This is a genomic window from Nocardia sp. NPDC056000, from assembly GCF_042269265.1.
Taxonomy (GTDB): Bacteria; Actinomycetota; Actinomycetes; order Mycobacteriales; family Mycobacteriaceae; genus Nocardia.
Genome location: NZ_JBHJXS010000002.1, coordinates 369736 through 382698 on the forward strand (window position 1 = coordinate 369736; position 12963 = coordinate 382698).

The window sequence follows — 12963 nt, forward strand, 5'->3', positions numbered from 1 at the left end:
CGTAGCAGACCGGATCGAGAGTTTCGGCCATAATTCGGTTATGAGTACGGTGCCGGAGGCGGGGATCAAGGACTGGGACTTTCCGCGCGGGGTGGCGAGCGTGGCGCTGATGGTCGGGTTCGCGGCCGAGCACGGGGTGGCGGCGGGGCGCATGCTGCAGGGCAGCGGGCTCACCGAGAAGGTGCTGGCCGATCCGGACGCGCAGATCGACGCGCACACCGAACTGGCGGTGATCCGGAATCTGGTGCGTGAGCTCGGGGATCGGCCGAGTCTGGGATTGGAACTGGGCCGCCGGTATCGGATCACCACCTTCGGGATTTTCGGCTTCGCCTGCGTCAGCAGTCCTACGCTCGGCGAGGCCATCGCCTTCGCGCTGCGGTACCTGGAGCTCAGTTTCACCTTCTGCATTCCGGTGGCGCGCTGGCAGCCCGGGGAGTTCGTGGCGCGAATACATGATGAGCGGGTGCCCGCGGATGTGCGCCGATTCCTGGTGGAGCGCGACGTGACCGCCATGCACCAGATGCTGTGCGATCTGCTGGGGCACCGGGTGGATCTGGTGCGCGCGGAATTCGATTTCCCCGCGCCGGACGATACCGCGCCGTATCTCGAAATCTACGGTCTGCTACCGAGTTTCGATCGTCCGCACAATCTGTTCACGATGGATCCGGCGGTGCTGGAGCAGCCGCTGCCGCAGGCCAATGAGCACACCCTGGCCATGTGCCTGGCGCAGTGCCGGGAATTGGTGTCGCGGCGGCGGGCGCGCACCGGTATCGCGGCGGATGTGCGGGAATTGCTGGTGCCGCGCGGCGGTGCGGACGGATTCGCCGCGCCGCCCGGAATCGATTCGGTGGCAAGGGATCTGAATATGAGCACCCGGACGCTGCGGCGGCATCTGGATACCGCGGGCACCAGCTACCGGCAGCTGCTGGACGAAGTCCGCCGGGCGCTGGCCGAGGAAATGCTCACCGCCACGCCGCTTTCGGTGAGTGATGTGGCGATCCGGCTCGGTTACGCGGAGGCGTCCACCTTCATCCACGCCTTCAAGAGATGGACGGGCACAACGCCTTCCGCGTATCGCCGGGGTGCGCTCAGTCCTGCGGTTCGCTGAGCCAGCCGCCCATGGCGATGGGCCGGAACATGGTGAGCAGCTTGCCGTCGCGAATGGAGTGGAACAGCAGCGACGGATCCGGCGCGAAATCGATCGGCACGTGACCCGGTGCGGCCCTTTCCCATTCGAGGCCGATGGTGGAGGACACGCTCGGCGCGACGATCAGCGGTTTGCCCGCGAACGTGGTCACCAATCCCGCGTGTACGTGTCCGGTGAGAATGCCCAGGATGCGGTCGTCCCCGGCCACGATGTCGGCGAGCCGTTCCGGATCGGTGAGCCGAATGGGATCGCAGACCGTGCTCTGCACCGCCGTCGGCGGATGATGCATGGCGATCAGCACGTGTTCGTCGGCGGGCGTCGCGGCCAGCAGATCGGTCAGAAAGGTGAGGGTGGCGTCCTCCAGCAGCCCTTCGGGTTTCCCGGGAATGCTGGAGTCGAGCAGGGCCAGGGTGAGCCCGTCGACGCTGTGCGCCTGATTGATCGGCGCGTAGCTCGCGGGCTCGTCGAACAGCACGGTGCGCATATTGCCGCGGTCATCGTGATTGCCGGGGAGCAGAATCACCGGGACATCGGCGGTCAGGGCGGCGCGGGCCTGCCGGTATTCCTCGATATCGCCCTCATCCGCGATATCGCCGGTGACGATGATGACGTCGGGTCGCTGCGGCAGTTCGGCCAGAAAGGCCATCACCCGTTCGGCGCGTTCATTGTTCCGGGCGCCCATATTGAAGTGGGTGTCACTCAGCTGTGCCAGCAGAACCATCGGCATCACTTTCTGTGAAGGGCCGCATCACCGCGCCCGCAGCGGCGCAACGCCGCGCCACCAACTCAGGCTAGATGAGCTGCCACTATGCGGTCTCGGTGAGACTCGCCACCGAATATAGCGATCTCACATCAATCACCGCTTGTGGTGGCCGGGCTCATGGCTTTTCGCGCGTCATTCAACAACGCTTCCGGATCGTTCGTGATACCGCCGATGCCCCAGAAGTCCGCACCCGGCTCGGCCTCCAGATCGAGCTGCGGGGGAGTGCGCCAGGACGCGTCCAATCCCAGCCGCCAGGAATGCAGATAGGTGCGATCGAACGCCCCGGATTTGTCGAACAGCGGATCGCCGATGATCGCGTGGCCGATCCAGGCCAGGTGCACCCGAATCTGATGGCGGCGGCCGGTGATCGGCCGCAGCGCCAGCACGGTGCGCGATTCGTCGGCGGCCACCCGCGCGAATTCGGTGATCGACGGATAGTTCTTGCCCGCCAGCACATCTCGTTCGTCGACGAGCCAGCGATCGCCGTCCCGTCGAATGCTCTCGCGCGGCGCGGCAATGCGGATCCGGTTCTTGCGCCCCACGCTCAGGGGCAGCTCGATGACCCCGCGCTCGGGCAGCCCACCCGATTCGACCACCGCGAGGTACGCCTTGGCGGCGGTCCGCTTGTTGAATTGCCGCGTCAATTCCCCGTGGGCGGGCAGCTCTTTGGCGAGCAGCACCATGCCCGAGGTGACCTTGTCGATGCGATGCACCGGGTACAGCGTCTCCCCGGCGGCCGCGGCGAGCTCCACGATATCGGTGTCGTGGCGCTCGCCGGTCACCGATATCCCGGCGGGCTTATTGAGCGCGAGGATCTGCTCGTCCTCGGTGATCAGGCACTGTTTCCGCAGTTCCGGCCAACGCGTATCCACGGAATCAGCGTAGAGATCAGCCGATGGCCCGTTCCAACTCGGCCAGTCCGGCCTCCATATGGGCGGGCATCCGGTCCAGATCGGGCACGGTGCGGCGGCAGCCGACGAACCCGAAATCGAGATTGTCGCCATTGGTGGTGAGCGTGATGTTCATGGCCTGCGATTCGAAGGGAATCGACAGCGGATAGTTGCTGTCCAATCGCGCGCCCTGCATATAGACCGGTTTACGCGGCCCGGGCACATTGGAGATGACGAGATTGAACGGCATCCGCGGCAGCGCCTCGAATCCCGGCATCAGCGAAACCCCGAGCGGTGTCATCAGCAGTGCCGACAGCGCCATCGCCTCCATGCGCGGCAGCTGGGTGAAAACCTGTTTGGCCTCGCGCATGGACGTGCTGATGGCGGTTAGTCGCGCCAGCGGATCATCCAGGTGCGTGGCCAGATTCGCCAGGCAGGCCGCGACCATATTGCCTTCGGCATCGGCCTCGGCGGCGCTGCGGATATTCACCGGCACCATGGCGATCAGCGGTTCGGCGGGCAGTCCGTCGTGTTCGATCAGATAGGCCCGCAGCGCCGCCGCGCTCATGGCGAGCACCACGTCGTTGACCGTCGCGCCGGTGGCGAGCCGAATGGCGTTGATGCGCTCCAGCGGCCAGGAGCGCACCGCGATGCGCCGCGCCCCGCCGATGGTCACATTGAACATGGTCTTGGGCGCGGTCATCGGCATGGTGAGCCGCCCGTCGATGGCCCCGCGCAGCGGCGAGGCGATATAGGCCGTACTTCTGATCATGCGCGGCAACGCTTTTCGCAGCTGTGACCACGGGCTCGGTGGTTCGGGTGCGTCCTGCACGACCGGTGCGGTGCCCCACGGCACCCGCACGCGCGCGTCGAACGGATCGTCGGTGAGGGTGTGCTGGAGCAGCCGCATGGCCGAGACGCCGTCGATGAGGGCGTGATGCATTTTCACGTAGACGGCGAACCGCCCGTCGTCGAGTCCCTCGATGACCCGGGCCTCCCAGAGCGGCCGGTGCCGGTCCAGCAGGGTGCCGTGCAGTCGTTCGGTGAGGTCGATGAGCGCGTCCATGCCGCCGGGGGTGGGCAGGGCGGAACGCCGCAGGTGGTAGCCGAGATCGACCTTGTCGGCATGCGACCAGGTCAGGCTGGAGAAGCCGCCGAATCTGCGGCTGGGATGCCGCCGGAAGCGGGTGCGCACCTCGGTGGAGCCGGCCATCGAGTCGTAGACGTCGTGCAGGAATTCGGGACCCGCGTCGGCGGGTGGTTCGAACAGCTGCAAGCCGCCCACGTGCATGGGGTGTTCGCGGGATTCGACGGCGAGGAAGATCGCGTCGAGAGGGTTCAGGAGGTCCATCGGTTTCGCCTAACCGGTGGGGGCAGCATCGAGCCGGGGAGGGCTCGCACAGACTGCCGGGGAGAATTACGGTCGGCGACGCTGCCCCCCGCTGCCTTGACGGGGAATCACGTTATCACTGTGCTTGTTTCGTCATAGCCCGAACTTCGGAACGCAAACTATCGGTTTGGTTGCGATCGGTTTGCTCGGCGTCATTCCACTCTTCCCGCTCGGCTTCCTCGACCGAGGCGAAGTGCATGCCGACAATGGTGCGCCGCCCGTGTGCGAACGGATGCACGCGATGCAGGGTGGTATCGGTGCGCATCAGATACAGATCGCCCGCGGTCAGCTCCCAGGAGTGAATCGGATTGCGGGTCAGCGTGCGATGGATATCGGAGTGGTCCCAGTCCCGCCGGGTGTGCGCGACGGTCTGCACGAAACCGCCGTCCTCCAGCGGCGGGCATTCCACCACCAGGACGAGCGCGAAAGCGTAGTCATCCCAATGCCATTGGCCGACGACGTCATCGTGATGTCGTCGCCGCACCGCGAACCGCCGCGGGGCCGGACAGGACAGCACATGCTGGGAGGCCACCTCGGCGAGCTTGTGCCGCAAGGGTTCACAGTCGTAGAGCTGTGGAATGCACTGCCCGCGCGCGACCACTTCGCGGGAGCCGATATCGACGGTGTGCCGTGCGGGCGGCTCCGCGGTCCGCGTCGCCTCCGATTCGGCGGCCGGGGCTTCCCAGTCCAGGTGATGGTCGACGATGGCGAGCGCCTCGGCGGCCAGGGCGCGTTTGACGCGATGCGGCAGCAGGAAACCGAGCCGGGCTATTCCGGTCTCGGCCAAGCGGTCTCGCGCATGACGCAGGGCTGCGGGGTCCACCGCGCTCAGATGTCTCCGGGCGGCGTCCACGGTGCTGTGGTGCTGCACGTATCGATTGTATTCCGTTGCCCGCCAACGATTATGGATTCAGGTCGCCGAAGGATCACGATCGGGTGGCGGCCCGTGACCTTCGGTGGCCGGGAGCGGGCGCGGCGGCGACGCTCCGGACTCGCCGCAGAGACGGGGGTCGTGCCGCAGGGGCAGGTCAGCGGGGGTAGCTTTGAATTCGCTATGGCTGACTACGGGCATGAGCTGAGGTTCGGGATATTCGTTCCGCCCGAGGCGGCGCGCGGGCAGGCGCTGCTGCGGCTCATTCGCCGCGCCGACGATTCCGGCCTGGAAGTGCTGGCGGTGCAGGACCATCCGTATCAGCCCGCCTTCCTGGACACCTGGACGCTGCTCTCCTACGCCGCCGCCATCACCCGCAGGCTCACCCTCATGCCCGCCGTGGCGAATCTGCCGCTGCGCCCGCCCGCGGTGCTGGCCCGCAGCGCCGCGAGCCTGGATCTGCTCAGCGCCGGCCGGATGGAATTGGGCCTGGGCGCGGGCGCGTTCTGGGATGCCATCGCCGCCATGGGCGGGGAACGCCGCACCCCCGGGCAGGCGCTGACCGCGCTGCGCGAGGCGGTCGGGGTGATCCGCGCGCTCTGGGGTGCGGACGGCCGACCGTTCCTGGACGGTGAGTTCTACTCCCTGCACGGCGCGAAAGTCGGCCCGGCACAGGCGCATCGGATCGGCATCTGGCTGGGCGTCTACGGTCCGCGCGCCTTACGCCTGACCGGTGAGCTGGCCGACGGCTGGCTGGGCAGTTTCGCCTATTCGCCCCCGGACGCGCTGCCGCGCCTGATGACCGCCATCGATACCGGCGCTCGCGAGGCGGGCCGCGTCCCCGCTCTCATCCGCCGCGCCTACGTGATGGATCCGTCCATGCCGGTCGCCCAGCTCACCGAGGTGGCGCTGGCGCACGGCATCAGCGAATTCCTGCTCCCGGTGAATCCCGAAGGGGAGCGGGAGACACAGTATTTCGCCGCCGAGACCGCCCCCGCGGTGCGCGCCGCGGTCGCCGCCGCCCGCGTGGCCTAGCGGATCACTGTCCGAAGAATCGGCTGTTCAGAATCTGGCGCAGCGGGGACAGCGCGTTGCCGTAGCTGACCCGGTCCGAGCGCACGGTGTGCATGGAGCTGTCACCGCGCTTGGGGTCCTCGCAGATGACGCGAATGTGCTTGCCATTGGGCCGGATCGGGCCGAGCGTGAGATCGACCGTGCCCGATTTATCCACCACGCCCCACGGCCCGGCGAGATTCTTGCCCGCGATCTGACAGCGATTGCCCGCCTTCTCCCCGCTGACGTGCGCGGTGACGGCGGTGCGGCCCTGGATGACGGCCTTGGGTTCACTGGTGGCGGTGGCGGCGCCCGCGGCCAGCAGCGTGCCGAGGGTGCCGATCACGGCTGCGGTGATGATGCGGGTGCGGACCGAGCGACTCATGGTTCCGATAGTGAAGCGCGTCCCATGAGGTTTCTGTGAAGTCGGGGGATGAATTGGCGATGAACTTCGCGCCAAAACCCCTTCCACCTGGACGGTTTGATACGTTTTGTTGATCATGGATCGCGCCATCAGTCGTCGCGCCATGCTCGGTTTGGCCACCGCCGCCGGGCTGTCCATCGCCGCGTGCAGCCGCTCCGAGGAATCTTCGGGTACATCCACCACGTCGACAGTATCGAGCACCGATGCCGTCGCAATCGCCACCGACGCATATATTTTCGGATATCCGCTGGTGCTCATGCACGCGACGGCGGATACCAGCGGTCCGGTGAATCGCTTCCGGCACGCGCAGGGGCTGCCCACGTCGGCCGATCGGCTGCTGGTCCGCACCAACCTGGACACCCTCTATTCGACCGCCTGGCTGGATCTGGCCGATTCGCCGATGGTGTTGCAGGTGCCCGCGATCGAGCGCGGCCGCTTCTGGCTGATGCAATTGCTGGACGCCTGGTCGAACACCGTGCACGATCCCGGCAGCGTGCGGCCCGACAGCGGCCGTCCCGATCCGCCGTTCACATATCTGATCAGCGGCCCGCACTGGACCGGGCAGGTGCCGGACGGCGTCGCGCATCTGCGCATGCCCACGGTCACCGCGTGGCTGCTGGGCCGCGTGCAGGTCAACGGTGTCGCCGATCTGCCCGCGGTACATGCCATCCAGGACCAATTGCGGCTGGCCCCGCTGGCTTCCTGGCTGGCCGATCGCACCGCGCTCACCCCGGGCGTGCCGATCCCGCAGGGGCAGGGCGGCCGCAGCTATCCGGTCAAGGATGTGGCGGCGCTGGACGGCCGCCGGTTCTTCGATCGACTGTGCGATCTCATGTCCACCGACACGCCCGCCGAAGCCGACGCCCCCGCGCTGAAACGCTTCGCCGCCATCGGAATCGCGCCCGGCGGCAATGTGGACGCCCTGCGCCTGGAGGATCTCGACGCCGCCGCGGCGGCCGCGCGCAAGGCCATCGCGGGCTATGTGGACCCGGGCGCGTACACCGAGAACGGCTGGCTCTTCCACGACAATCTGGGCAGTTACGGCACCGATTACGCATTGCGGGCCGGTACCGCGCTCTCCGGGCTGGGCGCGAATCTGCGCCGCGACGCCCTGTATCCGACCACCTCGGATCTATCCGCCGACAACAATGGCCAGCCGCGCTCGTTCCGGTTGCGCTTCGATCCGGGTCAGCTGCCGCCGGTGGACGCCTTCTGGTCGCTGACCGCCTACGATTCGGATGATTTCCTGGTGGCCAATCCGGCGGGCATCTACACCCTCGGTCATCAGCTGCCGCCGGTGCCGGGTCCCGACGGTTCCTTCGAGATCACCGTGCAGAATGCCGATCCGGGACCGGCCGTGCCGCACGGCAATTGGCTGCCCATCCCGGCGTCGGGCACCTTTTCGCTGACCCTGCGGTTGTACGCGCCGCGACCCGAGGCGACCGACGGCAGTTGGAAGCCGCCCGAACTCAAACCGGTGTCCTGACTGTCCGGCCGGAGTGTTCTCTGCCAGAATCGAATTGCTATGAGTACGCTGAGCGCCGTTCATCGTGGGTTCCGGAGCCGATAGGACCAGCTGCGGACCGACCTCGAGGAGGATGTGGTGACTGCCGTAGCCCCCAAGCCGGAATCGGGATTAGAGGCCACTCGGCCCTACCCGGCGCGGCTGGGCCCCAAGGGTTCGTTCATCTACAAGGCGGTGACGACGACCGACCCCAAGGTGCTCGGCGTCATGTACCTGACCACCGCCATCTCGTTCTTCCTCATCGGCGGTTTGCTGGCGCTGCTGATGCGCGCCGAATTGGCTCGCCCGGGCATGCAGTTCCTGTCCACGGAGCAGTTCAATCAGCTGTTCACCATGCACGGCACGATCATGCTGCTGTTCTACGCCACGGCGATCGTGTTCGGCTTCGCGAACATCATCCTGCCGCTGCAGATCGGCGCGCCCGATGTGGCATTCCCGCGCCTGAACGCGTTCAGCTACTGGCTGTACCTGTTCGGCGCGTCCATGGCGACGGCGGGCTTCGTGACCCCGGGTGGTGCGGCGGACTTCGGCTGGACGGCCTACACGCCGCTGTCGGACATCGTGCATTCGCCGGGCGTCGGCGCGGACCTGTGGATTCTGGGCCTGGCCGTCTCGGGCCTGGGCACGATTCTGGGTGGCGTGAACATGCTGACCACGGTGGTCTGCCTGCGCTGCCCGGGTATGACCATGTTCCGGATGCCGATCTTCACCTGGAATATCGCCGTCACCAGTGTGCTTGTGCTGCTTGCCTTCCCGCTGCTGACCGCGGCGCTGTTCGGCCTGGCGTACGACCGGCACCTGGGCGGGCACATCTACGATCCGGCCAATGGCGGGGCCATCCTGTACCAGCATCTGTTCTGGTACTTCGGCCATCCCGAGGTGTACATCATCGCGCTGCCGTTCTTCGGCATCGTCACCGAGATCTACCCGGTCTTCTCGCGTAAGCCGATCTTCGGTTACACCACACTGGTTTACGCGACGCTGGCCATCGCGGCGCTGTCGATCGCGGTGTGGGCGCACCACATGTACGCCACGGGAGCCGTTCTGCTGCCGTACTTCTCGTTCATGACGTTCCTGATCGCGGTGCCGACGGGCGTGAAGTTCTTCAACTGGATCGGCACCATGTGGCGCGGGCAGTTGACGTTCGAGACGCCCATGCTGTGGTCCATCGGGTTCCTGGTGACGTTCCTCTTCGGTGGTCTGTCGGGTGTCATCCTGGCCAGCCCGCCGCTGGACTTCCACGTGTCGGACTCGTATTTCGTTGTGGCGCACTTCCATTACGTGCTCTTCGGCACCATCGTGTTCGCGACTTTCGCGGGCATCTACTTCTGGTTCCCGAAGATGACCGGGCGCATGATGGACGAACGTCTGGGCAAGTGGCACTTCTGGGCGACGTTCGTCGGCTTCCACACCACATTCCTGGTGCAGCACTGGCTGGGCAACGAGGGCATGCCGCGCCGCTACGCGGACTACCTGGATACCGACGGATTCACCACGCTCAACACGATTTCCACGATCGGCGCGTTCATTCTCGGCGCTTCGATGCTGCCGTTCGTGTGGAACGTCTTCAAGTCCTACCGCTACGGCGAAGTGGTGACCGTGGACGATCCGTGGGGTTACGGCAACTCCCTGGAGTGGGCGACCTCCTGCCCGCCGCCGCGGCACAACTTCTACGAGCTGCCGCGCATTCGTTCCGAGCGTCCGGCGTTCGAACTGCACTACCCGCACATGGTCGAGCGCATGCGCGCCGAGGCCCACGTCGGGTGGGGCACCAAATCGCATCGGGTCGCGGAGCTGGATGACAAGGTCTCCAGCTAGCGGAATTTTAGGATTGACATAGCAATTCACTTCGCCCTAATCTTGTGTCCGTCACAAGATTAGGGCGAAGGGCTTTTCATATGCGCAAGCTGCGGTTTTCCGGTGTTCCCGAGCAGATCGCCGGTGCCGAGCCGGTCCCCGGTCCCGGACAGCTGCTGGTCCGTTCGGAACTCGCGGGCGTCGGCGTGGGGCTCGTTCGGATGATCGCCTCGGACACCACGATCGATCCCGGCGGTGAGATCGCGGGCGTCATCGTCGCCGTCGGCTCCGGCATCGCGCCGGAATGGGTCGGCCGCCGGGTGGCGGGTGTGGTGTTCGAGGGCGCGTATGCCGAATATGTCTTGGCGGCACCGGCATTGGTGACCGAGATCCCCGACGAGGTGGTCGCCGCCGATGCGCTCGCCATCGTGCGGGGCGGCCTGGTGGCGCTGGGTGCGCTGCGCGCCGGACGATTCGGGGCGGGGGAGTCGATCATGATCACCGGCGCGGCCAGCGGAAGCGGCCATCTCGCGGTGCAATTGGCCAAAGCCCTGGGCGCGAGCCGGGTCGTCGCGGCGGTGAGCTCCGCCGAGAAGGCCGAGTTCGTGCGTGAGTGCGGTGCCGATGCCGTGGTCACCTACGACGAGCCGTGGACCGAACGCGTGGATGTGGTGCTCGACGGCGTCGGCGGCGAGCTCGTCCAGCGCGGCGTGGAAATCCTTGCGCCGCACGGCCGTCTGGTGGCGTACAGCGCCGGGCGCGGGACGGTCGACGCCAACAGTCTGCTCGCCGATCTGAAGACCGTCACCGGATTCTCGATCGGCCTGCTCAGCCGCACCCGGCCGGATCTGATCGACGCCTATCGCGCCGAACTGTGGAAGCTGCTGGCGGCCGGGCTGATTCGCCCCCGGCACACCGTATTGCCATTCGAGGGCATCGACGCCGCGATCGACCTCATCGCCACCCGCCGCAATCTCGGCCGCGTCATGATCCGCACGGCCTGAGGCGGCGACGCGAGGTCGAATCACGGTCGCGGCCAGGGTCTTCCGTCGATGCGCTCGATATCGGTGTTGAGCCGCTCCAGGTAGCCCGCGAAGATCGCCACGTCCTCGGCCGACCAGTTCTCCATGACCCGTTGCAGCCCTTCGGTATTGGCCGCGCGCTCCTGCTCCAGGCCGCGTTCGCCCGCCGCGGTGATCCGGAATTTGCGGGCGATGCCGCCGTCCGGATCGGCGATGCGTTCCACCACGCCCGCGCGCAGCAGGGCCGCGGTCTGCCGGTTCAGGGTGGAGGTGTCCAGGCCGAATGCCTCGGTGAGCTGGCCGATCGTCATCGGTCCCTGGGCGCTGAGCCGGCTCAGCAGCACGTAGGCGCTGCGGTCCAGGCGGGTGCCGTCGCGCCGGTAGCGCGCGTTGATGGTGTACCGGCCGAGCAGCATGGTTTCGAATTCGACCCGGTCCGTGGGCTTTTCCATGCCGTCCTTCCGTTGCTGCCTGCGTGAGCCTGTCTATCACAGGTGATCTGGGTCACAGCATGGATATGCACCATGCATATCGTGTGTACCGTACACATGCGTTGCACTCGATCGATGAGGAGAAGCGCGTGGCCGTGTCAGCAAGTGACGCCCGAGCCGGATCGGCAGCCGTCCCCGGGCCCGGCGAACCGATCGGCGGACGGCCCGGCGGTATCGTCGGCGTCCTCGCCATGGCGGGCATCATCGCCGCCGTCATGCAGACCCTGGTGGTGCCGCTGCTCGGCGAACTGCCCGCGCTGCTGCACACCAGCGGATCCAATGCCTCCTGGGTGGTGACCGCGACCCTGCTCGCCGCGGCCGTCACCACACCGGTCGCGGGGCGGCTCGGCGACCTCTACGGCAAGCGCCGCATGCTGCTGATCTCCACGGTCCCGCTCATCGCGGGCTCGGTGCTGTGCGCGGTCGCCGGATCGGTCGCGCCGATGATCATCGGGCGCGGCTTGCAGGGTATGGGCATGGGCATTCTGCCGCTTGGCATTTCGGCGCTGCGGGATCTGCTGCCCGCCGAACGGCTGGGCCCGTCCATCGCGATGGTGAGCGCCTCCATGGGAATCGGCGGCGCGGTGGGCCTGCCGGTCGCGGCAGCGGTTGCGCAGCACGCGAATTGGCGGGTGCTGTTCTGGGTGGCGGCCGGATTGAGCCTGCTCATCGCGATTCTCATCTACGTGGTGGTGCCCGATGTTCCGGTGCTCGCCAAGGGGCGTTTCGACGCCGTCGGCGCGGTCGGGCTCGGCGTCGGCCTGATCTGCCTGCTGATCGGCATTTCCAAGGGCGCGAGCTGGGGCTGGGACAACGGCGGAATCATCGGACTGCTCGTCGCGGCGGTTCTCGCGCTGGTGCTGTGGGGCTGGTGGGAGTTGCGCACCCGGGATCCGCTGGTGGATCTGCGCGTCACCGCGCGGCCCAGGGTGCTGCTGACCAATGCCTCGTCGATGGTGCTCGGCTTCGGCATGTACTCGGCCTCGCTGATCATTCCGCAGCTGCTGCAACTGCCCAGGTCCACCGGATACGGCCTGGGACAGTCGATGCTGGCGATGGGCCTGTGGATGGCCCCCGGCGGGCTGATGATGATGCTGGTGTCGCCGCTGGGCGCGAAGCTCTCGGCGGTGCGTGGTCCGAAGGTGACGCTGGTCGCCGGTGCGCTGGTGCTGGCCGCCGGTTACGCCTCCTCGACGGTGCTCATGGGTTCCACCTGGGGGCTGCTGGTGGCGGTCTGCGTATGCAACTGCGGTGTGGCGCTGGCCTACGGCGCGATGCCCGCGCTGATCATGAGCGCGGTGCCGCTGTCCGAGACCGCGGCGGCGAACAGCTTCAATACCCTGATGCGCTCGATCGGCACCTCGTTCTCGGCCGCGGTCATCGGCGCGGTGCTGGCGCAAATGAGCACCACGCTCGGCGGTCATCCGATTCCGACCGAAAATGGTTTCCGCACAGGGCTTTTCATCGGCTGCGGGGTGGCGCTGGCCTCGGCCGCGATCGCCGCCTTCATTCCGGTCAAGGGTGAGGAAGCAAGCGGCCGCTCAACCACCGGCGCGAAGGCCGCGGTGGCCTGATCATTCGTCCACCTAC

The 12963-nt window shown here is 67.0% G+C and carries 12 protein-coding genes; 6 read left to right on the plus strand and 6 right to left on the minus strand.

Annotated elements, in window-relative coordinates:
• Nucleotides 1-40 precede the first annotated feature (40 nt).
• A complete protein-coding gene (locus tag ACFC4D_RS06785) occupies nucleotides 41-1108 on the plus strand; it encodes an AraC family transcriptional regulator (RefSeq protein ID WP_376062041.1) in 1068 nt (355 codons plus the stop codon).
• Here ACFC4D_RS06785 and ACFC4D_RS06790 read toward each other — a convergent pair.
• From ACFC4D_RS06790 to ACFC4D_RS06805, 4 genes are all read right to left on the minus strand, one after another.
• Nucleotides 1089-1868: a metallophosphoesterase gene (locus ACFC4D_RS06790; protein ID WP_376062042.1), complete on the minus strand. Its 780-nt coding sequence runs from the start codon at nucleotides 1866-1868 to the stop codon at nucleotides 1089-1091. The genes ACFC4D_RS06785 and ACFC4D_RS06790 overlap by 20 nt on opposite strands.
• 131 nt (nucleotides 1869-1999) lie before the next feature.
• Nucleotides 2000-2782, minus strand: a complete 783-nt coding sequence (locus ACFC4D_RS06795; RefSeq protein WP_376062043.1) for an RluA family pseudouridine synthase — start codon at nucleotides 2780-2782, stop codon at nucleotides 2000-2002.
• Nucleotides 2783-2798: 16 nt separating this feature from the next.
• Nucleotides 2799-4151 (minus strand): wax ester/triacylglycerol synthase family O-acyltransferase, encoded by a 1353-nt coding sequence (locus ACFC4D_RS06800; protein WP_375962838.1) that lies wholly within the window; start codon nucleotides 4149-4151, stop codon nucleotides 2799-2801.
• 115 nt (nucleotides 4152-4266) lie between these two features.
• On the minus strand, nucleotides 4267-5061 hold the full coding sequence (locus ACFC4D_RS06805; RefSeq protein ID WP_376062044.1) for a hypothetical protein: 795 nt from the start codon (nucleotides 5059-5061) through the stop codon (nucleotides 4267-4269).
• A 183-nt stretch (nucleotides 5062-5244) separates the two neighbouring features.
• On the opposite strand from ACFC4D_RS06805, the gene ACFC4D_RS06810 reads away from it, so the two are divergent.
• Nucleotides 5245-6096, plus strand: coding sequence for an LLM class flavin-dependent oxidoreductase (locus ACFC4D_RS06810; RefSeq protein ID WP_376062045.1), 852 nt, complete (start codon nucleotides 5245-5247; stop codon nucleotides 6094-6096).
• Nucleotides 6097-6100: 4 nt separating this feature from the next.
• On the opposite strand, the gene ACFC4D_RS06815 is transcribed toward ACFC4D_RS06810, so the two are convergent.
• Nucleotides 6101-6499, minus strand: coding sequence for a hypothetical protein (locus ACFC4D_RS06815; RefSeq protein WP_364641278.1), 399 nt, complete (start codon nucleotides 6497-6499; stop codon nucleotides 6101-6103).
• Nucleotides 6500-6614: 115 nt separating this feature from the next.
• Here ACFC4D_RS06815 and ACFC4D_RS06820 point away from each other — a divergent pair, with 115 nt between their 5' ends.
• The 3 genes from ACFC4D_RS06820 to ACFC4D_RS06830 all read left to right on the plus strand — a co-directional run bounded on the left by ACFC4D_RS06820 (nucleotide 6615) and on the right by ACFC4D_RS06830 (nucleotide 10864).
• Complete coding sequence (locus ACFC4D_RS06820) at nucleotides 6615-8024, plus strand: DUF1254 domain-containing protein (RefSeq protein WP_376062046.1); 1410 nt, start codon at nucleotides 6615-6617, stop codon at nucleotides 8022-8024.
• Between the two features lie 117 nt (nucleotides 8025-8141).
• The gene (gene ctaD / locus ACFC4D_RS06825) at nucleotides 8142-9881 is read left to right on the plus strand and encodes a cytochrome c oxidase subunit I (RefSeq protein ID WP_364641272.1); all 1740 of its coding nucleotides are present in this window, start codon (nucleotides 8142-8144) and stop codon (nucleotides 9879-9881) included.
• An 80-nt stretch (nucleotides 9882-9961) separates the two neighbouring features.
• Nucleotides 9962-10864: a zinc-binding dehydrogenase gene (locus ACFC4D_RS06830; protein ID WP_376062047.1), complete on the plus strand. Its 903-nt coding sequence runs from the start codon at nucleotides 9962-9964 to the stop codon at nucleotides 10862-10864.
• Between the two features lie 20 nt (nucleotides 10865-10884).
• On the opposite strand, the gene ACFC4D_RS06835 is transcribed toward ACFC4D_RS06830, so the two are convergent.
• Entirely contained in the window at nucleotides 10885-11334 is a 450-nt protein-coding gene (locus ACFC4D_RS06835) for a MarR family transcriptional regulator (protein WP_364641265.1), read from the minus strand.
• 230 nt (nucleotides 11335-11564) lie between these two features.
• On the opposite strand from ACFC4D_RS06835, the gene ACFC4D_RS06840 reads away from it, so the two are divergent.
• Nucleotides 11565-12947, plus strand: coding sequence for an MFS transporter (locus ACFC4D_RS06840; RefSeq protein WP_376062257.1), 1383 nt, complete (start codon nucleotides 11565-11567; stop codon nucleotides 12945-12947).
• Nucleotides 12948-12963 lie beyond the last annotated feature (16 nt).